The sequence below is a fragment of the Methylacidiphilum caldifontis genome, assembly GCF_017310505.1.
Lineage (GTDB): Bacteria > Verrucomicrobiota > Verrucomicrobiia > Methylacidiphilales > Methylacidiphilaceae > Methylacidiphilum > Methylacidiphilum caldifontis.
The window spans coordinates 1,113,997-1,139,316 of record NZ_CP065957.1; the positions used below are offsets into that span (position 1 = coordinate 1,113,997).

Consider the following 25,320-nt stretch of genomic DNA (forward strand, 5'->3'; position numbering starts at 1 on the left):
CTTCTTCTCTTGTGTTTTTATCTAAAATTATATTTTTTCTTCACCCATGAGCTCTGCTACATTTGTTCAAATTATAAGCTAGGATCTTATTTCTTTTATGTTTACAACGGTTTTTTCTCGGTTCTCATCAAATAATAGAAATAACAAAGAAAAACTGTTTTTTTTTATTTTTTTCCCCCTTTTCTTTTCTCTCTTTTTGATTGTAAGCGGATGCAAGGGCCAGAGAAAAATCCAGCAAGCTCAAAGACCAGATTATCCCTTTTTTGAAGACATGGAAAAATCTTCTTTGCCTGCAGGCAAAAGGGGAGGGCTTTTTATCGAATCGAGTGCGGCTGAACCCTCAACTTTTAACTGGCTTGTCTCGGAAGATGCAACTTCTTCTTCTTTTCTCAACCTGATGTTTGATAGCCTTCTTTCTTACAACCCCATTGATGACAAGGTCATTCCTGGGTTAGCAAAGAGCTGGGAGGTTGAGCCGGATAACAAGACTTTCCGTTTTAAGCTAAGAAAAGGATTAACTTGGAGCGATGGCGTTCCCCTGACCGCTGATGATGTCCTTTTTAGCTTTTCCTGCATCTATGATCCAAGATTTCCCAACCGGAATGCTTACGACTTGTCTGTGGATGGAAAGCCTTTTAAAGTTGAAAAGATTGATGAGCTGACCGTTCAGATTCAAACCCCTGAAATCTTTGCTCCTTTTTTACGTTACATGTCAGGGATGCCCTTGATGCCTAAACATATCCTAGAGCCTTATTACAAGGATGGATCATTACAGAACCAATGGAATATTAGTACGGCGAAAAAAAATCCCCAGTCGATAGTTGTCAGTGGACCTTTTTTGATCCTTTCGTACAACCCTGGAGAGCGAATCGTTTTAACCGCTAATCCTAGGTACTGGAAACGAGCCGATGGAGAAATCCGACTTCCCTACATCGATTATTTGATCGTTAAATTTGTTAAGGATGCCAATGCCAGTTTGATCGCTTTTGCTTCCGGTCAAACAGACATCGAGGGGATAAGCCCTGACAACGTCGCGTGGGTTCAAAAAGGAGAGAAAATTTACCACTATACAGTCTATGATCGAGGTCCTTCTACGGCTTCCTCTTTCTTGTGGTTTAACCAGAACCCGGGAAAAAATAAAAACAATACTCCCTACGTTACTCCCTACAAGTTAAAATGGTTTCAAAACACCCTTTTTCGACAGGCTATTTCTTATGGTATCGACAGGGAAGGAATAATAAGCGGTGTACTCTTTGGCAGGGGTACCCCACTCTGGGGTCCAGAAACCCCTGCAAACGTCAAGTGGTATAACCCCAATGTCAAAAAATATCCCTATAACCCCAGGCTTGCCCTTGAGCTTCTGGAACGCGCAGGCTTTCACAGGGATACTTCGGGTCGGCTTTTCGACCAAGATAAGCATCCGGTTTCATTCACGCTTTTAACAAACCAAGAAAATCCTATACGCACTGCGATGGCTACTGTTTTCAAGGAAAACATGAAACAACTGGGTATCGAAGTAAACTTGCAATTCATCGATTTTGGAACACTGGTGACCAAAATCAGCGACTCCTATGAATATGAAGCTTGTTTGCTCGGACTGACTGGAGGCGGGGATCCTGCCGATGGCATGTCTGTGTTCATGAGCAAAGGAAGGCTTCACCAATGGTATCCTAATCAACCTTATCCGGCTACCCCTTGGGAGGCCGAAATAGATAGGCTTATGATCGAACAGCTAACAACTCTCGATGAAGAAAAGCGCAAACGCTGTTGGTTCAAAGTACAAGAAATCATGAGTGAAGAAGAGCCTTATATCTACCTGGTCACACCAAATACTTATGTGGGACTCAAAAACCGGTGGCGTAATGTGCAAATCCCCCGAATAGGACCTTTGGTTTGGAACATTGAAGAAATATGGACACCCTAATCCCTAAGAAGACTGGTAAACCGATCACCCTTTTTTGTGAAAGTGCAATCGGTCCAGTAAAAATAGTTCTTCTGGAAGGCCTGCCTACTCAACTCAGCCCAGTTGAACCCCTCACCCCAAGGCTTTCTCAACTCATTGCTGAAAGCCAAAGAAAGTTTCCCCTTCTTTACGCTCAACTCTACAAAACTCTTGTTGAAGGAGAGATCTTCGGCCAACAGCTCCGGATAGAAGGGATTTCTAGCTTTTACAAACGGGTACTGGAACGGGTAAAAACCATCCCTAAAGGGACGATCAAAACCTACAGCGAACTTGCCAAAGAGGTTGGCAGCCCACGGGCCGTCCGAGCCGTAGGCTCTGCTCTGGCTAAAAACCCCTTACCTTTACTCATTCCTTGCCATCGAGTTGTGAAAAAAAATGGCTGTATCGGCTCGTTCAGTATGGGAGGTAGGGTAGTAAAAGAAAAACTGCTCGAAAAAGAAGGATTTGTGATAAGCAAAAACCATAAAATTATGTTAGCCAGACAAGATATTTAAGAGATGAACTTTTTTTATGGGCTGCCAACCTCTATCCAACAGCTGGCAGGAAGTTCATTTTGAGGTATATCCGGTAAAGAGACAGGATAGTGAAGAAAATTAACCCTTATACTTTTTGCCCAAGCAACTCTTTTTGCTTTTAGGAAGAGATCCTTAGTGTTCCACCGCTTATAATTGGTTGAAAGAAACAAGGTGGCCTTTTGTTTAGAACAAAGCCCAAAGACTTTTTCAAGCAAAGAGTCCAAATCCCTAACGATTGAAAACTCACCGCTATCTTTCCCGTAAGAAAATGTGGGAGGATCGATAACCACATGATCAAAGATTATCCCTTTTTTGGTGAAAATTTTTAATGCTTCCCGCACGTCCATTGCCCAAAACTTGTGTGCGGCAGGATCAAGTCCGTTCAGTCTAAAATTATCTTTGCCCCATTCGAGACAGCCTTGAGATAAATCCACATTCCAACTCTCAGCTCCGCCAAGTGCAGCACAGAGTCCAAAAGAACAACTAAAAGCAAATAAATTAAGGAGCCTGTCTACTTTCCTCTTTCTTAAAAACATCCTGTTCTGTCTTTGATCCATGAATAAACCGGCTGATCCACCTTGATCAAACCGGATAGAATATAAAAGACCATTTTCCCTACATACAGTACGCATGGGAAGATCACTCCTTCCATGAATAAGATGCAGCCGGTTAGAAAGAGATTTTTCGTTTTTTGCATACCGTTTTTTTAAAAAAACTCTTTTACAGGCAAAGCCCTGTGAGCAACACCAACTTAACAGATCCTCCAACAACCTTTCTTTCTGCTTTTCCTCATTCAATACCAATACGAAATCCTGCCCATACCTTTCTATCCATCCTAAGGGCGAAGAATATACACGGTGTATATCGGTCGCCGACTGCTCGAAAGATTTGATAATTTTTGGATCGATCCACATGCCAGTAGTTTTCAAAGTGTGGGAATGGCTGAAATGAGCTTTTTTGTATATTCATCCTTGGGATGCTTATAAATCTCTTCAGGGATTCCCTCTTCAACGATTTTTCCCTTGTTTAAGACCAAAACATAGTCACTGACATATTCAACCACAGCGAGGTCATGAGAAATGAAAAGATAAGAAAGCTTGAGCTCTTCCTGCAGATCAAGAAGCAAATTAATAATTTGAGCTTGAACAGAAACATCCAGGGCACTCACCGGTTCATCACAGATGATCAATTGGGGATTGACGGCAATGGCCCGGGCGATGCCAATGCGCTGGCGCTGTCCCCCACTAAATTCATGCGGATAGCGAAAAATATGATCAGCTTTAAGGCCAACTTTTTCCAAAAGATCGACAATTTTTTCCCTTTTTTGATTTTTGGTCATTCCGGGAAAATGAATATCCAAAGGTTCCCTGAGTATGGCTTCGATATTTAATCGCGGATTCAACGAATTATGAGGATCCTGGAAAATCATCTGAATTTTTTTCCTGTAGGGACGGAATTGTCTCTGAGAAAGATGATGGATCGGTTCACCCTCAAAAAGAATCGAACCCGCGGTAGGGTCCTGGAGCTTAACAATGGTTCTTCCAATGGTTGTTTTGCCGCTGCCACTTTCTCCCACAAGACCAACGGTTTGCCCCTTTTTAATCTTAAAGGAAACTTCATCAACAGCCTTTACAAACTGCTTTGATTTGCCGAATAGACCCTTGCGCAAGGGGAAATAAACTTTGAGCGCCTCAACAGATAGAAGAGGCAGTGCAGTGGGTTCATTCATGGGTTTATCGAAGAGTCGATTAAAGCATAATCGATTGCACGCAATCTTTTTCCTTTTTCTCCAAGTTTCGGAACACAATCGATCAGAGCTCGAGTATAGGGATGTTCGGGAGAGTAAATGACTTTTTCAGTTGGTCCTTCTTCAACCACCTTTCCCCGAAACATGACAATAACCCGATCGGCAAAGCCTTTAACTATCCCAAAGTTATGGGTAATGAGCAAAATGGACATACCCAACTCCTTCTGAATTTTTGAAAATAATTCGAGGATCTGAGCCTGGATCGTTACATCAAGAGCGGTTGTGGGTTCATCAGCCACAAGAAGTTTAGGTTTACACAGCAGGGCCATGGCGATCATCACTCTTTGTTGCATGCCACCACTTAACTCATGGGGATAACTCTTCCAAACCCTCAGGCAATCTCCAATTCCTACTTTTTTCAGCACGTCTAAGCCAACCGCCCTTTTATCCTTAAGCTGGGGCTGATGGAGCTCGATTGCCTCCATAAGCTGAAAACCAATAGAATAAACCGGATTCAAAGACGTTGAAGGCTCCTGGAAAACATAAGCGATTTCTCCACCACGATATTTCCTCATTTCCTTAAGAGGTAATTTTAAAAGATCGACACCTTCATAGAGAATTTTCCCTTTCTTATAGACCGCAGGTGGACTATCCAAGAGTCTTGTCAAGGCAAGCGCTGTTACCGATTTGCCACTGCCACTTTCTCCGACAATGGCCACCGACTCCTTTTGGCCTATGCTGAAATTCACCCCGGATAGAGCAGCAATTTCGGCTGAAGGAGTTAGAAAATGGACATGAAGGTCTTCTACGTCAAGAAGCATGGTACTATCCTATACAATTCAACTATTATTTACTCCCAGTCTGGTACATGCGAAACTTCGGATCCACAAGATCTCTCAGGACATCACCAAGCATATTAAATGCTATAACTGTTATCAAAATAGCAACTCCTGGAGTTAAAAGCCACCAGAAGTTCAACATAAAGACTTTCATATCCTGTGCCTGTGCTAACATCAATCCCCAGGAAGAGGCAGGTTCCTGGATGCCCAAGCCAAGGAAGCTTAAGGCTGCTTCACCCAGAATATATCCTGGAATAGACAAAGCGGCCGATACCAATAAATAGCTTGCTAGATTGGGAAGCAAATGCTTGAGCAGAATGAGCACCGAAGATTGACCAAGGACAACCGCCGCATCCACAAAAGTCTGAGAACGAAGTGAAAGAACAAGTCCCCTAATAACCCTTGCAAATCCAGACCATCCGATGAAACTCAAGATGATGACAATAAGAAAATAGACTTGTGCTGAGCTAAATTTTACGCCAAATACCCCTCTCAAAGCCAGGAGCAAATACAGGCCAGGAACAGCCATAAGAAATTCAGTAAGCCGCATCATCACGTTATCAAACCATCCTCCATAATATCCTGACAATCCTCCAATCAGAAGCCCCAAGACCAGAGTAATTGTCACACCGATTAATCCGATACTTAAAGAAACCTGCGAGCCATAAACAAGCCTAGAAAAAACATCCCGTCCCGTATTATCACTACCAAGCAGGTAAATCCGATCAGGTTTATCTACCCCAAAAAGATGAATATTGGCGGGGATAATCCCTAAAAATCGATAAGGGTAGCCTCGGACAAACCACTTGATTGGACAGCCGTCTCCAGCAATCTCTTTATAGGTCGCAGAGGTCGGATCGACATTCCTGTAACGAGCAACAACCCATTGCCCATTGTGCCAGTAGATTTTGGTCGGAGGGTGATAAGTTCGCTTTAGGTCCTGGTCAGAGGGCTCATAAGGGGCAAGAAAAGGAGCAAAAAAAGCGATTAAATAAAGCAAAATGAGAAGGCTACAAGAGAGTATTCCAAGAGGATTTCTTAAAATTTCTTTAATAAAAGATCTTTTATCTTTCATGATGAACCACTCGAGGATCGACCCAAGCTAGAAGAATATCAGCAACAAGATTACCCACAATGAGCAGAATGCAACTGAAAACAACAGATCCAAGGACAACAAATTGGTCTTGTTTCATTAAAGCTGAATAGATAAGTTGACCAATTCCAGGATAATTCATGATATTTTCGACCAGAAGTGACCCACTCAAGAGCCCCGCAATCACATAACCAAAGGTGCTAATCAAAGGATTTACGGCATTACGAAATACATGCCTAAACATAACGAGGCTCTCGGGTAGTCCTTTAGCTCTGGCCGTCAATACATATTCAGCACGGATCGCATCCAAAAAACTGCCTCTCATGATCTTCATCATGTTCGCTATGCCACCCACACTCAAAACGAAGGTAGGAAGTATAAGGTGATATACGATATCTATCGCTTTATCCAAAGGAGAAAGAAAAGGATATTCTATGGATGTCAATCCTCCAATGGGGAACCAACCTGTTCTCGCAGCAAAATAGACAGCCAGGAGTGCAAGAAAAAATTCCGGGAAAGAGATAGAAATATAAGCAAAAAAAGAACTCAGACGGTCTATAAAAGAGTCTTTATAAATAGCCGCTAAAACCCCCAGTGGAAGAGCAATACACCAGGCGATAGCCAGAGAAGAAAGGTTTAATAACAAGGTGGCTTGAACCCTTTGTAAGAGCAACTCAATGACAGACATTTTGTAAGTCCAAGAGTAGCCGAAATCTCCATGGAGGACATTGGTTAGCCAGAGAAAATAGCGTTCATACCAGGGTTTATCAAGGCCAAATTTTTTTTCCAGAGCAGCAATCATCTCTGGACTGATATCTCTTTCGGCTTTTAGGGGAGTCAAATAATTAGTTTGAGTCAATGACATTAAGAAAAAGACCATGAAGGTCACCCCAAGTAAAAGTGGGATAAGAGCTAAAAGCCTGCGAATAATAAACGCTATCATAGCTAAGTTACAAATAGACGTACTTTAGGGCGGTCACAAACCGCCGCTTGAAGATAAATAGTTAAAGGTTATGATAAAAAAAACTCTTGCATAATTAGAAAACAAACTCAATGTACAAGAAATTATCTTATCTCTTTATAATTGCATTAGTTCTTATCCTAGGTGTTTTTGTGGCATTTATTTCTATCGTCAATTTTTATCTTTCAAGTCAAGGATTTCGAGATTTTCTTTCAGAAAAAATCACCCGCGTAATCCAGGTGGATGGAAAATTCAGCCCTATCCATATTCAAGGCAATGCGCTCTCTGCCGAAAAATACCTGGGTTATGGAGAACCATCCAGCCCGATCAAACAGATCGACGCCACTTCAATCGAATGCCAACTGCTCTTGCGCAAGATCTTTTCTCGACTAATCTACATCAAACAACTTAAAGTTGATCACCTGCGGGTCGATTTCAAAAAACAGGACTTCCAACATCCCAACTCTTCCATCTCCGCCACTCCTTCCTCAAACCCTGTTGAGAAGAGGCCATTAAAAGAATCCATTCTGACTCAGTTTATTCCTACAAAGGTCGAATTAGGACAAATAACGATTAAGAGCAGCACCGTGAGCTGGCCACAAGATATTGCCGGAGGAGGAAAGCTAGAAAACAGCAGTTTTGAGCTGAATAAATCTGAAGGCACCGACATGTGGATAGGTCAGGGATCGGGAGGAAATCTTTACATGGGATCCTATCCGCCTTTCAAACTCAAAGAACTTTTATTTAAACTCTTCTCTGATCATTGTTATATCCAAAGGCTAGTCCTTCTTCATGACCTGCACGGCCAAGTAGAAATAAGTGGGGAATGGAGTTGGAAAAATAGAGAAAAAAACATCGAAATCAATTTAACTGCTCTTCCTCTTCCCCTATTCATCCCTCCGTCTTGGAAAGGTAAAATAAACGGCAATATTTATGGAAAAACTTTTTTAACTCAAAGCAAAGCTTCAGAAACTTCCTTGGAAGGAACCATTCATTTAGAAAATGGAGTTATTGGAGACCTACCTTTGTTTGCTTCTTTAGCCCTATTTGGGACGAAAGAGAGTGTTCCTCTTGACTTAGCCAAAGCTAATCTTTATGTGACCAAAAACAAAACGCAATTAAACCACATCGAATTGGAAGCAAAAGGCAAAATAAAATTGGAAGGGCAGATAGAAATAGATGGAGATCAAATTCGAGGCGAGCTTTTAACGGGGATCAATCCTGAACAACTCAAACTGATACCCGGGGCGAAACAGAAAGTTTTCGTCCAGGAAAAAGAAGGTTACCAATGGACAACCGTCAATATTACAGGTTCTGTTGAAGATCCCAAAGAAGATCTTACACCAAGGATAACCGCCGCTGCTACTTCGACTTTGAAAGAAAACGCGGGACAAATCCTTCAATCAGCTCTGGATTTTTTAAAAAAAATTCAGAACCAGAAGCCTTCTTCCCAATAAAATATATGTTTTTTAGCTCAACTACGATCTATTTGCGAGTCATATATCCCCAGTTTCTTAGAAAATATTTTCCAGCAGGATATTTGAAAGCCAAAACAAGACGATAGGGAAAATAACAAAGCTTATTTATTTTTTTCACCTACGATTTGCCATAAGGGGCCCTTTTTTCCTTCAACGACAATCTTATGTTTTATGGTCAACTTATTCCAACTTACTATCGCAACGACAGCCATGAAAATAAGCAATATTAAAATATCGAAGAATCGTAGAATGAATTTGTTCATATGCTTCCTACAGGCTTTACTCAAAAGAGGGACAAAGATGCAACTTGGAAATAGCCTGCATGAATAGATTTATTTATTATATGATGACAGAGGTTTTTTTGGATGTCAAATCTGCAGTACGAGAGAAAGCCTTAAGAGCCCTTGTCAGCCGCCTCACGTTTTTTTCTTTGATCTTCTTTTGCATTTCCTTTACATTATTAGCTTTTATTAAAAGGACCTTGCAGCTTGGATAAGCTGCAATAGGAGAGCCCAAAAAGAAAGAACAATGGAGCAGGCTTTTCGATCCCCTAGCCTCCTCCCTCAGAGAACCTAAAAATGCAACCCGAATACGATTTAGCTGCCCTTAAATCCTTTTTCAAGGAGAACAGTTCTTTTGTCATACTTTCCCATTGCAGGCCAGATGGCGATGCCTATGGTTCGGCAATCGGCTTGGGACTAATCCTAAAAGATCTTGGCAAGAAAGTGGTTGTCCATATCGAAGAAGGGCTTCAAGAACATTTCAGGTTTTTACCCGGCTCCTCGATACTCCAAACGCCTCCCCCACAAGCCCCTGATCCCTGCGCTAAAATCATTCTTGTGGATTGTTCTAATGCCAATAGACCTGGATCTTATTTTGAATCATGGAGCCGGAAAGTCGATCTCAATTTCGATCATCACATCGATAACACCCTTTTTGCGACCCTTAACGTGGTTGATCCTCAGGCATCTTCTACGAGTGAGGTGATTTTTAGATGCATAGAGAAACTTTCTCTTCCCTGCTCAAAGGAAGCAGCTTCCAATTTTTATGTCGGGCTACTGACCGATACCAATGCTTTTTGTTTCCGATCTTTTCCTCCTGAAACTTTTGAACTCGCTGCAAAACTTGTCCGGTTGGGAGCTGATCCAGAACAGTTATCCGTCTTTTCTTTTAGAAATTATCCTCTTTCCCGGTTTTATTTGCTCAGGGAAGTCTTGAATCAAACCCAGTTTGTCGAACAATCTCAAATCGCCTTTTACATTTTAACTCAGGATATGTACCAAAGAACGGGTTCAGTACCCGGAGAGTCCGAAAATTTTCTTTATTATCTTCAAATGGTTAAGTCGGTTATCGTTGCGTTCATGCTTGAAGAACTTTCCCCAGTACTTACTCGATTAAGCTTACGTTCTTCCAAGAATTTTGATGTTCGTCAAGTCGCCTCAAAATTTGGAGGAGGAGGACACAAACAAGCTGCAGGAGCACGTTTGAAGCTTGGGCTAGAGGAAGCCAAGAGAGCTGTTTTATCTGAAATCAAGGCTTTATTGCGCTAAACGATTACAATTATACGGACGATGTTTTCAAGAGAGGGATATGGATATCGATGGTGTTCTATTGATAGACAAGCCTAAGGGATTCACTTCCCATGATGTTGTGGATTTTGTGAGAAAAAAATTCAAAATTAGAAAAGTTGGCCATTGCGGTACTCTAGACCCTATAGCCACTGGACTCCTTGTGCTTGTTTTAGGAAAGGCTACAAAAATTCAAGAATTGCTTATGTCTGAAGATAAGCGCTACGAAGGGTTGTTGCGACTTGGACAAACGACTTCAACCCAAGATTCTGATGGGCAGATTATTGAAGAAAAACCGGTACCTTTTTTTACTTTGGAAGAAATCCAGAAAGTTTTTGATCGGTATGTCGGAGATATCTACCAACTTCCTCCAATGTTCTCTGCGATTAAAAGCCATGGTGTTCCTCTGTATAAACTTGCCAGGCAAGGAAAAGAGGTCGAAAGAACACCCCGGCTCGTTCACGTCTACAGCTATACGATTAAAAAATGGGATCCCCCTTTCATCGATTTTGAGGTCTTTTGCGGAAAAGGGTTCTATGTCCGCACTTATTGTCATGACATTGGACAGGACTTGGGTTGCGGTGGACACCTTTTTTCTCTAGTCCGTCTCCAATCTGGAAATTTCAAGTTGAACCAGGCTCTTTCTTTTGATTTCCTAAAGTCTTTGAAAAGCCCCGAAGAACTTTTAAACCATGTGCTTTCCCTTCCCGAGGTCTCCAGAATCCGTCGGCAATGAGAAAGACGTTCCTTTCTTTGGAAATGATCTCAAGGAAAACGTCCTGTCCTTCTTTGCCCTTAGAGAAAATGTCCAAATAGAAAATATAGCCATAGGCGTATTCGATGGCTTGCATTTAGGTCACCAAAAGATTCTGCAGACCCTACTTTCCCAAGGAAATTCCGAAAACTGCCTTGTTCTGAGTTTCGATCCCCATCCTCTGGTTATCATATCCCCTGAACAGGCTCCTCCAATGCTTATTTCTCTAGCCCAGAAAAAAAACCTCCTCCATTTATATGGTATTAGCCATGTTCTTTTCATCCAGTTCGATCAAAGATTTAGACAGCTTACAGCGGAAGCCTTTTTGACTGGACTAAAGCAAATTTTCCCAAGATTAAAAACCATTGTCGTGGGTGAAGATTTTAGGTTCGGCTGGCATGCCGAAGGTAATGTGAATTTTTTAAAGGAAATGGGTAAAAAACTTAAGTTCGAAACCCTTGTCGTTCCACCTCTAACCTTTAATGGGGAACCGATCGCCAGTACAAGAATAAGGAAGGCTATAATAGAAAGAAATTTCGGACTGGCTTCTGAACTTATTGGTCGGAGCTATAGAATTGAAGGTGTTGTCACGACAGGTCAAGGCGCTGGTAAAGAAATAGGTTTTCCGACAGCCAATCTCAAGGACGTCGTTCAGCTTCTGCCTCCTTCTGGAGTATATGGCTGCCAGGTCGAATACAAAAAAGAAATTTTTCTTGGAGTAGTCAACCATGGCCGCAGACCTACCATTCAGGAGGAAGGGAAACTCGTCATCGAAGTCCATCTGCTTAACTTTAAGGGAAATCTTTATGGTGAAAAGCTTTCCCTCTTTAATTTTCTGTTCTTAAGAGAAGAAAAAAAATTTGACTCCTTATATGCCCTAAAATCGCAGATAGAAAAAGATATTCAAAGGACAAAAGAATTTTTCCTTCCAAAATTCCCTCAATAAATCGAAAAGAGCTTTGGCCGCAATCAAGGTTATGATAAAAACCTTTAGCCCTTCGATGCTTCACTTCACAAAAATCCCCTCACTGCTGTTTTGGATACGACTCTCAAAAATGATCATCCTTCTATTTTTTTCTTTCTATTTTCTTTTGATTGCCCTCAACAACATTCTGGATTACCAAGCCAATTTTCAATTTGTCCAACACATCTTGCTCATGGATTCGATTGACAAAGTCTCTCCTCTCCACAGTCGAGCCTGGAAATCACCAAACTTTCACGGTTTTGTATACACCCTCCTCATCGGGTGGGAGGCCATTTGTGGACTGGTCCTTTTTTTGGGTACAGCGGCTCTTTTTAAAAACCTGTTTCGATCTAAAGAAGAATTTCAACAGGCTAAGCGGTGCGGATCGATAGGTCTTTTTTTAGGTCTTTGCGGATGGCTCTTTTTTTTCATTCTCGGAGGGGGTGAATGGTTCCAGATGTGGCGAAGCACATCATTCAATGCTTTGCCTCAAGCTTTTAGAATGGCTATTTTAATCCTCCTTTTCCTTTCTTTTTTCATTCAAACTGAACCTGAATAATACCCCTTAAGTTCTGCGACCATAAAAAGAAAGCTTATTTTCCGTTTCGTTGTGGCTCCGTCTTCCACAAGGTTTTCGTTCTAGCTAAGTTTAATAATAAAAAGCTGTGCTTCTATAGCTGATGCTACGAGTGCACAGCAGATTAAATTTTTTTTACAAAATATTTTGACAACTTTTTTTAAAAGGAATACTCGAAACTGAAAAAGAATACCTGGCAATGGAGTTTGCCAGCCCTCGGTTCCGAAGTGTTTGGGCAAACCCCTTTTCTTTCATGAAAAGGTGATAACTCCTACTTCATTAACTTGGGCTGCAAACAAATGAATTCAGGTCGAAAGGCAAAGGGGAAAAAAGAAAAAGGACTTTTCGGTTTAAATAAGCCTTTGGCTTCTTTTAGCCTTCCTTTGCTTTCGGTTATACAATGGGCAATATTGTTTGTTTTTGTTAGCTGTTCGGTTGGTCCTGACTATAAACCCCCTAAAGTCGACATTCCCAAAAATTGGAAATGGGGAGAGCCAAAGCCTAACCCCAACCCTTCCCCAAGCCAGGGAAAGCCAAAGCCAGCAGTCAACAAAGAAGCAAATAAAGGAAATGGTCTTCAAAGTGAAGAAAACATAAAAAAAGCGATTGAAGAAGCGAAGAAAAACCCGGGAAAATGGAAAGTCGCTGAACCAAAAGATTTCATCAAAAAAGGAGAGTGGTGGAAAATCTTCAACGATCCGGTTCTTAACCAACTTGAAGCTGAAGCCGAAGTGGCTAACCAACAGATCAAGATGGCGATGGCCAACGTCGTCGAAGCCCGTGCGGGGGTGGGAGCAGCCTTAAGTGCTTTTTTCCCCCATACCAATTTCACTCCAAGCTACCAGCGTTGGAAACTCAAGACTCATCTTCCCTGGCTCCCTTTCATTTTACCTGAACCCATCTATTCCACAGTTCCCCTACCCGGTATACCCGCTGGCTCGATCATTGGAACAACCCACTATTATGGATTTCAGCCTACCCTGAATATGTGGCAAGTATATCTTAATTCAAACTGGGAACTGGATATATGGGGAAAACTAAGGAGGCAACTGGAAGCGGCAAAGGCCGAAGCTCAAGCTTCTCAAGCCGAACTAGAAGGCATGAAACTAACGATTCATGCCGACGTAGCCCAGGCTTATTACCTATTGCGTTACATCGATAGCCAACTTGAGGTAATGGAACGGATGATCCATGTCTACGAAGACAACCTGAAAAGGGTAGAAATTCGCTATAAAAGCGGTCTATCTAACGAGTTGGACCTAGCAAGGGCAAAAACCGATCTTTCACGGATAAAGGCCCAGTATATTGCTCTGGAAAGCCATAGGGCAAAAGTGGAAAATTCGATTGCCAGGCTCCTTGGTCAGCCCGCCTCAACCTTCCATTTTCCCCGAAAGCCCTTAAAAGAAGAACCTCCTGATATCCCCACAAGCCTACCTTCAGAAATTTTAGAGCAAAGACCAGACATATCTCAAGCTGAAAGGGAAATGGCTGCAACCAATGCGATGATCGGAGTAGCCTATGCGGCCTATTTTCCATCCGTCAATCTCAATGCCTACTTTGGATTTTTCAACACCGATTTTGGCCAGCTCTTTACTTGGCCTTCCAATTCATGGATATATGGCCCTTTGATTGATCTTCCTCTTTTTGAGGGCGGTAGACTATTGGCCAACTTGATGCAGGCTCGTGCTGCATATGAAAAAGCGGTAGCTTCCTACCGAGAGACCGTTCTTTCTGCGTTTGAAGAAGTGGAAAATGCTTTGATCGGTGTGCGGTTGTTGGAAGAAGAACAAAAAGTCGAGGATGAGGTTGTCGCTTCAGCTAAAAAACAATATGAGCTAGCTTTCGATCGGTTTCAAAGAGGACTTTCTCATTACATTGAAGTTGATACCACCGAAACGGTTTGGCTCAACGCCATTCTTACAGACATTGCATTGCGAGGTGAAAGATTTATTGTCCGCATCGCCCTTATACGTGCATTTGGTGGAGGATGGCAAGACAGCTCGATGAAAAAGTCGCCTATTAAAGAAGCTGAGTCTAAAAAAGTCCAAAAATAGAAATAAAAAGAGAAAATTTAAGTTGAAAATTAAAAATCTCTGGTTAATAAGGTCTGTAACACGACTATATTGGGCGATGGGGCTCGCCGACCGTTAACCGCCTTTCTTCAAAAAAAAGAAGGCTGATAGCTCCTACTGCTAATTTAATAAAAAATGAAAATGGGGCGGAAAACGGTCATCTTTACGAATAACTTCAAGTTATATTTCAATTTTCTCGATCCCCTCTTGACTAAAAGGAAAAGGATAAATTCTTTTGCCCACAATGAATAATTCCCTAAAACTTTTTTTTCTCTTTTTTCTTTATTTTATCCTTCAATGTTTCTGTTTTTTCCAATCGGGTTCCTATACGGACATCATTCCCTATGCAACCGCTGAGCTTGGCCAAAGTCAAAGTCATGGTGCATGGACTAATGGATTTTTTTTCTTAGGGCAAGGATTCGGCCTTCTCATGGCTAGCCCATTGAGCCTTCATTATGGAAGAAAAAAAACCGTACTCTTCTTTTCTTTTCTTCTCTCGGCCAGTAGCATCCTTTGTGCATGGGCCTGGGATTTCTACTTTTTTTTGATTGGTCGGTTATTGCAGGGTATTTGCTGTGGTGTGCTAATCATCGGCTCTCAAAGTTTAATGTTTGAAAATACTCCTGAAACCTGGAGAGTCTTTCCCTTAATGCTAGGGGCCATGGCTAGTGTGCTACCCTTTACAATTGGTCCAACAATTGGTGGCTATGGCAAAGAGTTTTTAGGCAGAGAGTCAAGCAGTTGGAGGTACTGGTTTTATCTGAGTGCTATTCTTTTTCTTATCCTCAGTTTGTTGCTTTATCAGCTGTTCGAAGAAAAGGGAGAAGTTCCGACAAAAAAGCGATGGGATTGGAAAGGCTCAATCCTTCTTTTTATAACCTTGGCTGCTGCACAAATGATTTTCAACATGGGCGATGATTACGAGTGGCTTATTTCTCCCATTATCGATTTTATGCTTATCTTGGCCATTGCCAGCTTTATTGGTTTGATAGTCGTGGAATTTAACCAGATAGATCCTTTCCTCCGTGTAAACCTTTTATTAAGAAAAAATTTTTTAATCGGTTCGGTATGCTTGACAATTGGCTTTCTCTTTTTTTATGGCTTGTGGACAACGCTGCTTGTCCGGCTTCAGAATCAATGCCTGTTCCCGCCACACCAAGCGGGGACTCTCTTTATCGGCATGGCACTTTTTTCCACACCCATCTCTTTTTTTCTACCCAGGCTAGTAGGCAAAATAAAATTTCGCATCTATGGTTTTTTTGTATTTGTCCTTCTGGGTGGACTTTACAGCTGGATGGGCTATTTCGATTTTTACCAGAAAAGATGGTTCTGGGTGCAATCCCCTTTTATTTTTCTTCTTCAGGGTATTGCTTTAGGTCTTTTCTTTATCCCTCTTACTAATCTGATCATCTCCGGCCTTTCTCCTAAAAATCAACTTCTAGCCGTTGAGCTTTCAAGCAGTATGCGTATTATTGGCCAGGGATGGGCTTCCCCCATTATCGGCACGATCCTCTACCACCGGATTGTTTTTCACAAGATGCGGCTAGCTGACTGGCTCTACATGGGTAATCCCTATTTGATGGAATATTATTCAAAGTTCAAAGAGCAAGGAATGGATAGAGAAATAGCCTTTAAGTTTCTCGATCAATCGGCCCTTTCCCACGCCTTTATCATAAGCCTTGATGATGCTTTCAGGTTCTGTGGCATAGGTTTCTTCATTTTATCTGGATTGATCCTTTTGGCTAAGGAAAAACAAGACTAAAGAGCTGGGATACCATGAAAGAGCATCGGAAAGAGGGAATGAAAAATGGATTTTCTCCTATTTTTAATGTCGTAGGGGAAAAGAAAAATAAGGGCCGTTTTCAGCAACTTTTCAAAGCGGTATTTCGCTCATGGGAAAAGGATCTTTCATCGTTTTTTTCCAATAAATATTTTATTTTACTGTTCTTTTTTATCCTGTTTGTCTTAGGAAGCTGGTGGTTTTTCTTTGCAACCCGTTGGGTATCAACAAATGATGCTTACGTAACCGGTAATGTTATTCCTGTCAAAGCCCAGACTTCAGGGAGAGTTGTGGAAGTCTTGGTTGAATCCACTCAATTCGTCCAAAAAAATCAGCTGCTTGTCCGGTTGGATTCGCTGAAACAGCAGGTAGCCTTTGAAAGTGCTAAGCACAACCTGGCTATGGCTGTTCGAAGGGTTGAAGATCTCTTCAACAAGGCAAGATCCTTGCGCAACAAAATCGCTGCACAAAAAGCCATTTTAGGCAGACAACGTTATGATCTTGGCCTTTACACGTCAGGAAGCAAAGCCGGAGTAGTTTCAATCCAAGATGCTGTGGATGCTCAATGGAAAGTAGAGGAGATAGAATCGACAATAAGGCAGCTTGAAGATGAATTGAGGTCAACCGAAGCTTGGATTCAGAAAACGACCATATGGGATAATCCCATTGTGCTCAAAGCGGCAGTAGAACTCAAAGATGCCTACCTGGCTTTATACCGGTGTCAGGTTGTGGCACCTGTAGCGGGTTATATCGCAAAGAGATCGGTACAGGTTGGCGATGAGGTGAATCCTGAAAAGTTGCTCATGTCTGTAGTGCCCCTAGATTATTACTGGGTTGTCGCTAATTACAGGGAGACCGAACTTAGGAAGATGAAACCGGGGCAACCTGTAAAAATCAGGGCAGACATCTATGGTAGGCGCTATTTGTTTCATGGAATAGTTGAAGGGATAGAACCGGGTTCTGGAAGTGTTTTTTCTCTACTTCCTCCTGACAATGCCACAGGCAATTACATTCATGTCGTTGAAAGAGTTCCTGTAAGAATAAAAATTGATCCCAAAGAACTCCAAAAACACCCTTTAAGACTTGGACTGTCGGTTGTGACCAAAGTGGATGTGGCCTATAAGGGTCAATCAGTGCTTAAACCCCTGACAGAAATTCCTCCTGAAGTCAAGAAAACCGATTATACTTCGTCTTATTTTACCGAAGAACTGGTGGGAGTAGACAATTTAATAAGATCGATCATTGAACAAAACCGTTATCCCCAAGACCAAACTCAAGGTTCTTTAAGCCAAAAAAAGGAATGAAATCCCTAAATCAGCTAAAACTGGACTTTCCTGATTTTTAAAATCCATTCTTAGTGTTTTTCTTTTGGGCTATAAAGTTCTAGAATCTATATTTATGCAACGTTAAAAAAAACAATGACCTTGGAAAAAATCCTTGTCGGCTACGATGGCTCGGAAGGAGCAAAAAAAGCGTTAAGTTTCGCTTTGAAATTAGCAACTGTTATGGGTTCAAAGATAACGATCCTTGCTGTCAGTCATCCTCCCGAGTTCAACCAAGATACTGAATTTAGTCTTGAAAGGCAGAAAATTGTATCTGAAATTAAATGGGCCATGGAAAAAGCGGCAGAAGAAAAAGTAGGGATTGAGGTAAAAACCGCGATGGGAGATCCAGCAGACAAGATTATTAAACTGGCCCGGGAAGGTAACTTCGATCTCGTAGTCTTGGGTCGAAGGGGGCTATCCAGGGTTGGATATTGGCTCACCGGTTCAGTGTCTGAACGAGTTGTCCGTCACAGCCCTTGCTCAATTCTGATTGTAGAATAGTTTTTTATCCCCCGTTTAGAGATTTAAGCTTTAAAATAAGCAAGCATCATCTATTTTATTTCGAATTCTTAAGAGAACTAACAGATCGACCAAATCAGCGTTTCCATCACGGGATTGGACAACAAAGCAGAGGATTTTTTTCTTAAGCTCAAAAACAATTTGTTAAAAAGAGCATTAATATCCTTGAATACTTTATTCCTTTTTTTTAATATTGTAATAACAAGGAAAAGTTATGGAAGAAAAAATATCGATCATTCTTTTTTCTGGAACCGTAGACAAACTTCTTGCCGCAGTTACAATTGCATCAGGTGCCGCAGCCATGCAAAAGAAGGTCCAGATTTTTGTGACCTTTTATGGGCTTTTAGCTTTTAGAAAAGATGATTGGAAAACCAATAGACGACTCAGTAAAGATTTTGAAGATTTTGCTACGGAGGCCTTAAAGGCGATGGAAGCCAAGAAGGTCCCCAATTGGTTGGATACGTTAAAAAGTGCGATGGAAATTGGAGATGTAACGGTTCATGCCTGTGGGCTAACCATGGATCTTTTAGCCATTAAACTTGAAGATTTAGAATCTGTTGTCAGTGATATTGTTGGTGTAGGGACGTTCATAGAAAATGCTTCCGGCGGCCAAATTCTCTTTCTCTAACAGGAGGTTAATATGGAAGGAATTAAAATTACAAAAGAAGTCGATGCTCGGGGCAGCTTTTGTCCAGGACCTTTGATGGAAATGATCAGGTTAATCCGATCTGCAAATGTAGGAGATGTAGTCGCTGTCATTTCGGGTGATGAAGGCACAAAAAAAGACCTGCCTGCATGGATCAAAAAGGCAAAGCATGAACTGATTGCTGAAGAACCCATAGAGGGTGGTGCTACTCGTTTTATCTGTAAGAAACTCCATTAATTCAATCAAAAGAGAGAGTTTTTATGGCCAAAAATATCTTGGTATTGGGAGGAGGAACAGGAGGTTCTATTGTTGCCAACATTTTGGCACGAACATTAAAGAGCCAAGAAGCACAAATTACGGTCATATCTGATTCTCCTCTTCATGTCTATCAACCTTTCCAGCTTTACATTCCTTTTGGCTACCAGGACCCCCGCAAAATCGCACGCTCTGAAAGATCGCTTCTGAACAGAAGGATATCCCTGGTTATCGATCCCGTTGAACAGCTCGATGTCAAGAACCATCAAGTCATATGTCATTCTAAGAAAAGCTATCCCTATGATTATCTGGTTATCGCCACCGGTTCTGTTGTCGATGAAGAGCAGATAGCGGGTTTTAAAGAGGGAGCTGATCATTTTTATACACCCAAGGCCGCTTTTTCTCTCTATGAAAAACTTCAAAATTTTAACGGGGGAACGATCGTTGTGGGTATTGGAGGACTGCCTTACAAGTGTCCTGTAGCGCCCATTGAGTTTACTTTCATGCTTGAGGAATTTTTGACGAAAAAAGGGTTACGTCAGCGGACTGAAATTATCTATACTTTTCCTCTTAATGATGTTTTTAATATCAAAACCGCAGCCGATTACATTCGAACTGACTTTGAAAAGCGAAATATTAAGACTGAGCTTTTCTTTAACTTGGCTGAAATTCATCCCGAAAAAAAGGTTGTTGAAAGCTTAGAAGGGACTGAGCTTTCCTATGATCTCCTTGTCATGACTCCACCTCATAAAGGAGCAACTTTTCTTAGGGGACACGAAATTGCGGATGCCGAAGGTTGGATAAATACGGATCGACATTCACTAAAGGTATTAAATGCGCAAGACATCTGGGCTCTCGGAGACACTACAAACTTGCCGATAAGCAAGGCAGGCAGCACAGCTCATTTCCAGGCCCCTGTTATTGCAAGACAAATCTGTGCAGCGATCAGGCAGGAAAATCTAGAGGATGGGAAAAACCGTTACAATGGTCATGTGGCCTGTTTTATCGAATCGGGGTACGGAAAGGCAACCATGCTCGATTTCGATTACGATCATCCTCCTCAACCCCCACCCCCTTCCGAGTTTATCCATTTTCAAAAATTAGCCCTAAACAAGTTTTATTGGTATCTTATTCCCAAAGCAATCATATAGAACAGAATTCCCGGGCAAAGTCAGCCTTGAGTATCTTTAGAAAGAACCCTTTATATTTGTTCTAGCCTTAATATTCAGATCCTTACCGCCTCTATCCATTTAACAATATCGAGATAAATGTTTTCTTCCTTCACAATCCTAAAACCACTGTTGCGCACGTTAGACACCGTATCCCGGTTCAAATCAGGGCCAAAGCGTTGAGAAAGAGGCGTAAGAAGATCAAAAAGAACACCAATAGGCCCTATCCGACTCCGGACATGTTCGAAAAGATAGAAATTTCCACTTGGACGTAAGACTCGATAAATTTCTCTCATCCCTCGGAGTGGATCAGCTACCGAACAAAAAGTACAGACGCTCAGAACGGAATCAAAAAATGCGTCGGGGAAATCCAAGGCACAGACATCGGCTTCTTTAAGTTCGAGAATAGCTGGGAAAAATTTTGCTTTCTGTGCTGCTCTTTCAAGCATCTTAGGACTGATATCGATGGCTATAACCTGCCCATCATGGGGTAAAAACTTGAAATCCTTACCGGTGCCCGCACCTACAAGCAAGGTTTTCCCTTTTATTTTCTTAAAAAGCCTGGATTTAAATGGAGAAAACCGCTTGTCATCAGCCCAAGTAAGGCAATCAAAGAAAAAACTAGCAAAATTCCATTTTTCACGACTCTTTTGTGCCTGCAGCTTCGTCTCCATAAAATTTTTCCCTTTCCCTCTGTAAAGCTCTGTCATATACATGAAATAAAGCCACAACAATGGCTCCAAAAAGTGCTCCAACCCATAGAGCTTCAGAAAGAGATTTCGAACCTGCTCCCATCGAATCTCTCATGGCAAAAAGCATACCCCCATACATCCCAATGATAGAACCAGGAACCATGGTCTGGAACATGCCTAACAAAGGAGCAATCAAGAAGCCTATCGCTAAATGCAGAACCATCCCTACTCCCATACCCAAGATCATGGCCAATACCATGTCTAGCCCTGAAGGAATTATACGGCGTACAGCCCAGGCAATAGCTACCCCAGTCAGAATACCTCCCAAGTAATCACCTAGCATAAACCAGAATAAATTTCCTTGTTTATCAGAAGGGCAATGTTGAGTGTTTTTCATCTATGTATCCTTTCTTTCCAGCTATTTCTTCAGCTAAAAGGCCATACACAAGCAGGTCTTCAAAAATTCCTCTCACTTTTAAATGTTTTCTTAAACAGCCCTCCCACTTCATCCCTAATTTCTGAATCAATTTTATCGAAGGAGTATTGCGAGCCAGGCAATAAGCACATATCTTGTTCAGGTTCAATTTCTTGAAAGCATAATCGATCACTGCCTGGCAGGCTTCAGTCCCATATCCTTTGGACCAATGCGGTTTGCCAATCCAACAACCAATTTCAGCCCGCTCATGATGTGGCTCAAAGAAAAGAATTACCGAACCCACCAATACAGAGTCTGCCCTCGAAACAATGGCCAAACTCAGTGTCTCTCCCCTGTTAGTCATGGCTATATGATCTTGAAGCCATAAGGGAGCTTTTTCAGGGCTATCGGGGTATGTAATCGGGCGCGTTCCCCAAGAAACATCTGGATCACCAGAAAGGCTTATAAGGCTTTCCTTATCTGTTTCTTCAAAAGGTCGAAGACAAACTCGATCAAGAACTAGGGGAAAAATCACCGTTTTTTTCTGCTAAAAAGAATTCTTCAAAACACATAAAAAAGGACTTTTTTTAGAACACCCAATCCTTTTTTATGTTATTATTATACTATTTTAAATAGTATACGAGAACAAAAGGCCGATCAATACCAAAGAGAACATAATGATAACAATAGGCGAAATCCGCGAGACACTTCTTTTAATGGCAAGCATCGCTGCCCGCAACCTTCAACTCGCCCTCAAAGCCCTGATAGAACGCAACGATGAACTAGCCCAAAGTGTTATTAAGGGAGATGAAGATCTTGACGCCCTTGAAATCAAAATTGACGATCAAATCATTACTTTTATTGCTACACATAGCCCGGTTGCGATCGACTGCCGGTTAGCCCTTGTCGCTTCGAAAATTTCAAGCGATCTTGAACGGATTGGTGACCAAGCGGTAACGATTTCAAGGATCGCATTACAACTTAACGAAAAACCTCCATTAAAATCATTTTTCAATATCGATAAAATGGCTGAAATCGCTAGAAAAATGTATCAAGAAGCCATTGAAAGCTTCATCACAGGTAACCCCAAAGAAACGTTAAGCGTTGTTCGAGAAGACAAGCTTGTAGATCGAATGAACAAGGAGCTGTTCAGCACCCTGGTTAAAATCATGAGAGAAGATCCAGATACTATTCCCCAGGGACTCAATCTTATGCTCGTTTCTCGAGCGATAGAACGAGCAGCTGATCACGCTAAAAACATCGCCGAAGAAGTCTACTATCTTTACAGGGCCAAAGACATTCGACACAAAACCAGCCTCATCAATGTAAATAAAGCAATAGGAGAAAACGTCTAAATTGATTGACCATTTAAAGATATATCCATTGACGCCAGAGGAACAAAAGGATTAAGCAAAGAAAGAAGAAAAGCAAAATAAAATTTCTTCGATCCTTTCTTTTTTGTGCCCTGTGAGAAAAAACAGAGGAACGAGACTCAACTCTCAATAAATATTGCCTAATTTCCTCGTCGTCGTTTTGCATAGATGATTTTCCAACCCTTTTGCATCATTTTTTGAGAAACCATATGGCCATGCCCGCCAAAAGTACAATAATAAGGGGTAAGGAATAGGCAAAGCCGCTCAAGACTTTATTCCAGAAATGAAAAGGCACTTCTTCCTCTTCAATTTCTTCCTCAACCTCGAGTTTCTCTTGGGCCGTACCTACTTTGTCTCGATACTGTGAATATATCGTCTTTGCCTGTTCGACTGTTACTAGAGCTCGGTTAAGTTCTTCTTCAAGGTTCATGGGATCCCATGAAGCAGGCTGAATACTTTCTATAGCCTTCAGCTGCTCGGTAAAATGAGAATGAATGGTTTCAAGCTCTTCAAGCTGTCTTTTTAACTCTCCACCCTGTCTTTCAAGAAGGACAAGACCCCTTGTTAATAAATCAACAGCCATTTTATGACCCTCTTCGAAGGTCCGCTGTTTCTGCCGAAGTTCCTCCAATTGTTTCTTCTGACGTTCAATCTCTTCTTTCCTTCTCTCCAGGTCAAGAAGGATTTCTTGGGCTTGCTGAACTTTTATATTCAAATCATCTATGGAAAAACGATTTTCATCGTTCTCGCTCACAGCTGCCTCCATAGGATTTAGACTTCAAGAACTTCAAAAGGGAATTCAAAAAGATAAAACCAAGCATGTAATAGAAATCTCCAAATCAATCGTAGTATTACCTTTTAATGCTAGATCTGTCAAAAAGAATAAAAAGAAAAAATTTTTTTGTTTTTTCTGCTTATTTTTTGTGACCTCTAAGAGGACCAATCAAACTTTTGAAAAGACACTGTCAAATAGGCTGTTCTGAGCTATTGAAAAAAAAGCCTTATACAGTACAATGTGGTTGTGAGTAACACTAATCAATCGGTTCCCTTCACTACCTTCTTGTATAAACACCACATTGAGCTTGGCGCACACATGGGATTGTTCGCCGGTTGGTGGATGCCCATCTATTACCATTCAGCATTAGCAGAACATAAGGCAGTAAGGGAAAATGCTGGAATCTTTGACCTTTGCCATATGGGACAATTCTTTGTCGAAGGACCGCAAGCCGCTGAATGGCTTAATGGTATTTTAACAAACGATTTGTCGCTTTTAAATGATGGTCAAAGTCAATATAACCTGCTGTTGACGGACAGTGGAGGTATTATAGACGACCTTCTTCTTTACCGGATTAATTCCACAAGTTATCTTCTTGTCGTCAATGCTTCCGTTGCCGATAAAGATTATAGCCTATTCCATCGTTTCTTACCCCACCAAGGAGTAACGCTCACTGACAATCGGCACAAATGGGGTTGTATCGCTATTCAGGGGCCACAATCCTGGGCTATTGTTAAAAAAGTTTTTGGGTTAGATCCTCTTCCAAAGCATACACTCAAAAAAATTATTTTCGAAAAACAGTTTTTATATATTGCTAGCACCGGCTACACGGGTGAAACGGGGGCTGAATTATTTTTCCCCGCAGCAATCGCTTCTCTCATCTGGACTAGACTCTTAGAGGAGGGAAAAATCATTCATTTGCTGCCCTGTGGCCTTGCGAGTAGAAATATTCTCAGACTTGAAGCTTCTCTTCCGTTGAACGGGATCGATCTGAGAGAAGACAAGAATCCATGGGAAGCCGAATTGGATAAGGCGGTTTGCTTATCTAAGCCCTATACTTTTCCTGGCAAATTTGCTCTCGTCCAGCTAAAGAACACTTTTCAAGATCTTCTGGTTGCTTTTACAGCTAAAGATATCATGTGTCCTCAACCAAGAACGGGATCTCCGATTTTTTTCATGGGAGAAAAACGGGGTGAGGTCACAAGCGGGGTATGGTCTCCTTCTTTAGGCCGCGTTATAGGCATGGGATACATTCATAAATTTTGCGCTACTGTGGGAAACACCATTGAGATAGAGATCAGAGACAAGCGTTATCCTTTTTTGATTCAGAAAAAACCCCTTTACAGAAAAGGCAGTTCTCATTCATAGTGAAATTTTGTGATCTAATTCTTTTTAATCATGAATATCCCAAGCGATCGATTGTACACTGAAACCCATGAATGGGTGTCTGTTAATGGAGATATAGCCACCATAGGTATTACCGAGCATGCCCAAAGAGAGCTATCGGACATTGTATATATTGAACTGCCTAAGGTTGGAGACCGTTTTACTCAGAAAGCGGTTGTTGGTGTTATCGAATCGGTCAAAGCGGCAAGTGATCTCTATGCACCGGTTAGTGGAGAGATAGTGGCAGTAAATACCCAGTTAATTGATCACCCCTCATTAGTTAACAGTAACCCCTATGGTGAAGGGTGGATGTTCAAAATGAAAATGAACCATCTTGAAGAACTTTCCTCTCTTAAAGACGCCGAAGCTTACAACGAATTTTTACGTGAAAAAGGCTGATATTCCTCTTCAAGGCTGCAATGTAGGGCTGTAATCTTTAAAGAAAAAAATTTAA

Annotated in this window: 26 protein-coding genes and 2 riboswitches; of the genes, 17 read left to right on the forward strand and 9 right to left on the reverse strand. The window is 41.5% G+C overall.

Annotated features, from left to right (window positions below; genetic code table 11):
* Positions 1-271: 271 nt before the first annotated feature.
* Together IT6_RS05220 and IT6_RS05225 are read left to right on the forward strand one after the other, a co-directional pair.
* Entirely contained in the window at positions 272-1,924 is a 1,653-nt protein-coding gene (locus IT6_RS05220) for an ABC transporter substrate-binding protein (RefSeq protein ID WP_242524359.1), read from the forward strand.
* On the forward strand, positions 1,912-2,457 hold the full coding sequence (locus IT6_RS05225) for a methylated-DNA--[protein]-cysteine S-methyltransferase (protein ID WP_206828379.1): 546 nt from the start codon (positions 1,912-1,914) through the stop codon (positions 2,455-2,457). The genes IT6_RS05220 and IT6_RS05225 overlap by 13 nt, the downstream gene beginning before the upstream one ends.
* 14 nt (positions 2,458-2,471) lie before the next feature.
* Here IT6_RS05225 and IT6_RS05230 read toward each other — a convergent pair whose 3' ends face one another.
* The 5 genes from IT6_RS05230 to IT6_RS05250 are packed head-to-tail and all read right to left on the reverse strand — an operon-like array spanning position 2,472 to position 7,100.
* A complete protein-coding gene (locus IT6_RS05230) occupies positions 2,472-3,392 on the reverse strand; it encodes a class I SAM-dependent methyltransferase (protein ID WP_134438903.1) in 921 nt (306 codons plus the stop codon).
* Between the two features lie 11 nt (positions 3,393-3,403).
* Positions 3,404-4,207, reverse strand: a complete 804-nt coding sequence (locus IT6_RS05235; protein ID WP_134438904.1) for an ABC transporter ATP-binding protein — start codon at positions 4,205-4,207, stop codon at positions 3,404-3,406.
* A complete protein-coding gene (locus tag IT6_RS05240) occupies positions 4,204-5,046 on the reverse strand; it encodes an ABC transporter ATP-binding protein (RefSeq protein ID WP_134438905.1) in 843 nt (280 codons plus the stop codon). The genes IT6_RS05235 and IT6_RS05240 overlap by 4 nt, the downstream gene beginning before the upstream one ends.
* A 25-nt stretch (positions 5,047-5,071) precedes the next feature.
* The gene (locus IT6_RS05245; protein ID WP_134438906.1) at positions 5,072-6,139 is read right to left on the reverse strand and encodes an ABC transporter permease; all 1,068 of its coding nucleotides are present in this window, start codon (positions 6,137-6,139) and stop codon (positions 5,072-5,074) included.
* The gene (locus tag IT6_RS05250) at positions 6,129-7,100 is read right to left on the reverse strand and encodes an ABC transporter permease (protein WP_206828382.1); all 972 of its coding nucleotides are present in this window, start codon (positions 7,098-7,100) and stop codon (positions 6,129-6,131) included. The genes IT6_RS05245 and IT6_RS05250 overlap by 11 nt, the downstream gene beginning before the upstream one ends.
* Before the next feature lie 110 nt (positions 7,101-7,210).
* Here IT6_RS05250 and IT6_RS05255 point away from each other — a divergent pair, with 110 nt between their 5' ends.
* The 12 genes from IT6_RS05255 (at position 7,211) to IT6_RS05310 (ending at position 20,207) form a co-directional block, all read left to right on the forward strand.
* On the forward strand, positions 7,211-8,575 hold the full coding sequence (locus IT6_RS05255; RefSeq protein ID WP_206828384.1) for an AsmA family protein: 1,365 nt from the start codon (positions 7,211-7,213) through the stop codon (positions 8,573-8,575).
* A gap of 599 nt (positions 8,576-9,174) precedes the next feature.
* Complete coding sequence (locus tag IT6_RS05260) at positions 9,175-10,146, forward strand: DHH family phosphoesterase (protein WP_206828385.1); 972 nt, start codon at positions 9,175-9,177, stop codon at positions 10,144-10,146.
* A gap of 40 nt (positions 10,147-10,186) precedes the next feature.
* Positions 10,187-10,900 carry a tRNA pseudouridine(55) synthase TruB gene (gene truB, locus IT6_RS05265; RefSeq protein ID WP_134438910.1) on the forward strand — a complete coding sequence of 238 codons (714 nt, stop codon included), beginning with the start codon at positions 10,187-10,189 and terminating at the stop codon, positions 10,898-10,900.
* A complete protein-coding gene (locus IT6_RS05270) occupies positions 10,857-11,864 on the forward strand; it encodes a bifunctional riboflavin kinase/FAD synthetase (RefSeq protein ID WP_206828387.1) in 1,008 nt (335 codons plus the stop codon). Before truB ends, IT6_RS05270 begins: the two co-directional genes overlap by 44 nt.
* A gap of 31 nt (positions 11,865-11,895) precedes the next feature.
* Complete coding sequence (locus IT6_RS05275) at positions 11,896-12,441, forward strand: DUF2165 family protein (protein WP_242524360.1); 546 nt, start codon at positions 11,896-11,898, stop codon at positions 12,439-12,441.
* A 204-nt stretch (positions 12,442-12,645) separates the two neighbouring features.
* Positions 12,646-12,740: riboswitch (Fluoride riboswitch) on the forward strand.
* Positions 12,741-12,758: 18 nt separating this feature from the next.
* Positions 12,759-14,513 (forward strand): efflux transporter outer membrane subunit, encoded by a 1,755-nt coding sequence (locus IT6_RS05280; protein WP_206828389.1) that lies wholly within the window; start codon positions 12,759-12,761, stop codon positions 14,511-14,513.
* 63 nt (positions 14,514-14,576) lie between these two features.
* Positions 14,577-14,655: riboswitch (Fluoride riboswitch) on the forward strand.
* Positions 14,656-14,775: 120 nt separating this feature from the next.
* Positions 14,776-16,293: an MFS transporter gene (locus IT6_RS05285; protein ID WP_206825429.1), complete on the forward strand. Its 1,518-nt coding sequence runs from the start codon at positions 14,776-14,778 to the stop codon at positions 16,291-16,293.
* A 14-nt stretch (positions 16,294-16,307) separates the two neighbouring features.
* Positions 16,308-17,615 (forward strand): HlyD family secretion protein, encoded by a 1,308-nt coding sequence (locus IT6_RS05290; protein ID WP_242524094.1) that lies wholly within the window; start codon positions 16,308-16,310, stop codon positions 17,613-17,615.
* Positions 17,616-17,729: 114 nt separating this feature from the next.
* Entirely contained in the window at positions 17,730-18,137 is a 408-nt protein-coding gene (locus tag IT6_RS05295; protein WP_134438914.1) for a universal stress protein, read from the forward strand.
* Between the two features lie 232 nt (positions 18,138-18,369).
* Positions 18,370-18,783, forward strand: a complete 414-nt coding sequence (locus tag IT6_RS05300; RefSeq protein ID WP_134438915.1) for a DsrE/DsrF/DrsH-like family protein — start codon at positions 18,370-18,372, stop codon at positions 18,781-18,783.
* A gap of 12 nt (positions 18,784-18,795) precedes the next feature.
* Positions 18,796-19,038, forward strand: a complete 243-nt coding sequence (locus IT6_RS05305) for a sulfurtransferase TusA family protein (protein ID WP_134438916.1) — start codon at positions 18,796-18,798, stop codon at positions 19,036-19,038.
* Positions 19,039-19,061: 23 nt separating this feature from the next.
* Entirely contained in the window at positions 19,062-20,207 is a 1,146-nt protein-coding gene (locus IT6_RS05310; protein WP_134438917.1) for an NAD(P)/FAD-dependent oxidoreductase, read from the forward strand.
* 74 nt (positions 20,208-20,281) lie between these two features.
* Here the strand turns inward: IT6_RS05310 and IT6_RS05315 are convergent, their stop codons facing one another.
* Genes IT6_RS05315 through IT6_RS05325 form a run of 3 tightly spaced genes read right to left on the reverse strand, consistent with a single transcriptional unit; the run spans position 20,282 to position 21,867 of the window.
* Positions 20,282-20,899, reverse strand: a complete 618-nt coding sequence (locus tag IT6_RS05315; protein ID WP_242524095.1) for a class I SAM-dependent methyltransferase — start codon at positions 20,897-20,899, stop codon at positions 20,282-20,284.
* On the reverse strand, positions 20,865-21,314 hold the full coding sequence (locus IT6_RS05320) for a hypothetical protein (protein ID WP_206825431.1): 450 nt from the start codon (positions 21,312-21,314) through the stop codon (positions 20,865-20,867). Before IT6_RS05320 ends, IT6_RS05315 begins: the two co-directional genes overlap by 35 nt.
* Positions 21,286-21,867, reverse strand: coding sequence for a GNAT family N-acetyltransferase (locus tag IT6_RS05325; RefSeq protein ID WP_206825433.1), 582 nt, complete (start codon positions 21,865-21,867; stop codon positions 21,286-21,288). The genes IT6_RS05320 and IT6_RS05325 overlap by 29 nt, the downstream gene beginning before the upstream one ends.
* 142 nt (positions 21,868-22,009) lie before the next feature.
* Here IT6_RS05325 and phoU point away from each other — a divergent pair, with 142 nt between their 5' ends.
* Complete coding sequence (phoU, locus tag IT6_RS05330; protein WP_206825435.1) at positions 22,010-22,687, forward strand: phosphate signaling complex protein PhoU; 678 nt, start codon at positions 22,010-22,012, stop codon at positions 22,685-22,687.
* Between the two features lie 208 nt (positions 22,688-22,895).
* Here phoU and IT6_RS05335 read toward each other — a convergent pair whose 3' ends face one another.
* Entirely contained in the window at positions 22,896-23,459 is a 564-nt protein-coding gene (locus tag IT6_RS05335; RefSeq protein WP_242524096.1) for a hypothetical protein, read from the reverse strand.
* 267 nt (positions 23,460-23,726) lie between these two features.
* Here IT6_RS05335 and gcvT point away from each other — a divergent pair, with 267 nt between their 5' ends.
* Both gcvT and gcvH read left to right on the forward strand, forming a co-directional pair.
* Complete coding sequence (gene gcvT / locus IT6_RS05340; protein ID WP_242524097.1) at positions 23,727-24,848, forward strand: glycine cleavage system aminomethyltransferase GcvT; 1,122 nt, start codon at positions 23,727-23,729, stop codon at positions 24,846-24,848.
* A 30-nt stretch (positions 24,849-24,878) separates the two neighbouring features.
* Positions 24,879-25,265 carry a glycine cleavage system protein GcvH gene (gene gcvH, locus IT6_RS05345; protein WP_134440587.1) on the forward strand — a complete coding sequence of 129 codons (387 nt, stop codon included), beginning with the start codon at positions 24,879-24,881 and terminating at the stop codon, positions 25,263-25,265.
* Positions 25,266-25,320 lie beyond the last annotated feature (55 nt).

Bases quoted from the DNA above. Each gene is read 5' to 3' on its own strand.
- IT6_RS05250 (WP_206828382.1), bottom strand. From the start codon at position 7,100: ATGATAGCGTTTATTATTCGCAGGCTTTTAGCTCTTATCCCACTTTTA.
- IT6_RS05300 (WP_134438915.1), top strand. From the start codon at position 18,370: ATGGAAGAAAAAATATCGATCATTCTTTTTTCTGGAACCGTAGACAAA.
- IT6_RS05245 (WP_134438906.1), bottom strand. From the start codon at position 6,139: ATGAAAGATAAAAGATCTTTTATTAAAGAAATTTTAAGAAATCCTCTT.
- IT6_RS05275 (WP_242524360.1), top strand. From the start codon at position 11,896: ATGATAAAAACCTTTAGCCCTTCGATGCTTCACTTCACAAAAATCCCC.
- IT6_RS05260 (WP_206828385.1), top strand. From the start codon at position 9,175: ATGCAACCCGAATACGATTTAGCTGCCCTTAAATCCTTTTTCAAGGAG.
- IT6_RS05290 (WP_242524094.1), top strand. From the start codon at position 16,308: ATGAAAGAGCATCGGAAAGAGGGAATGAAAAATGGATTTTCTCCTATT.
- gcvH (WP_134440587.1), top strand. From the start codon at position 24,879: ATGAATATCCCAAGCGATCGATTGTACACTGAAACCCATGAATGGGTG.
- phoU (WP_206825435.1), top strand. From the start codon at position 22,010: ATGATAACAATAGGCGAAATCCGCGAGACACTTCTTTTAATGGCAAGC.
- IT6_RS05310 (WP_134438917.1), top strand. From the start codon at position 19,062: ATGGCCAAAAATATCTTGGTATTGGGAGGAGGAACAGGAGGTTCTATT.
- IT6_RS05230 (WP_134438903.1), bottom strand. From the start codon at position 3,392: ATGTGGATCGATCCAAAAATTATCAAATCTTTCGAGCAGTCGGCGACC.
- IT6_RS05240 (WP_134438905.1), bottom strand. From the start codon at position 5,046: ATGCTTCTTGACGTAGAAGACCTTCATGTCCATTTTCTAACTCCTTCA.
- IT6_RS05225 (WP_206828379.1), top strand. From the start codon at position 1,912: ATGGACACCCTAATCCCTAAGAAGACTGGTAAACCGATCACCCTTTTT.
- truB (WP_134438910.1), top strand. From the start codon at position 10,187: ATGGATATCGATGGTGTTCTATTGATAGACAAGCCTAAGGGATTCACT.
- IT6_RS05315 (WP_242524095.1), bottom strand. From the start codon at position 20,899: ATGGAGACGAAGCTGCAGGCACAAAAGAGTCGTGAAAAATGGAATTTT.
- IT6_RS05235 (WP_134438904.1), bottom strand. From the start codon at position 4,207: ATGAATGAACCCACTGCACTGCCTCTTCTATCTGTTGAGGCGCTCAAA.
- IT6_RS05280 (WP_206828389.1), top strand. From the start codon at position 12,759: ATGAATTCAGGTCGAAAGGCAAAGGGGAAAAAAGAAAAAGGACTTTTC.
- IT6_RS05255 (WP_206828384.1), top strand. From the start codon at position 7,211: ATGTACAAGAAATTATCTTATCTCTTTATAATTGCATTAGTTCTTATC.
- IT6_RS05320 (WP_206825431.1), bottom strand. From the start codon at position 21,314: ATGAAAAACACTCAACATTGCCCTTCTGATAAACAAGGAAATTTATTC.
- IT6_RS05285 (WP_206825429.1), top strand. From the start codon at position 14,776: ATGAATAATTCCCTAAAACTTTTTTTTCTCTTTTTTCTTTATTTTATC.
- IT6_RS05295 (WP_134438914.1), top strand. From the start codon at position 17,730: ATGACCTTGGAAAAAATCCTTGTCGGCTACGATGGCTCGGAAGGAGCA.
- IT6_RS05305 (WP_134438916.1), top strand. From the start codon at position 18,796: ATGGAAGGAATTAAAATTACAAAAGAAGTCGATGCTCGGGGCAGCTTT.
- IT6_RS05220 (WP_242524359.1), top strand. From the start codon at position 272: ATGGAAAAATCTTCTTTGCCTGCAGGCAAAAGGGGAGGGCTTTTTATC.
- IT6_RS05270 (WP_206828387.1), top strand. From the start codon at position 10,857: ATGTGCTTTCCCTTCCCGAGGTCTCCAGAATCCGTCGGCAATGAGAAA.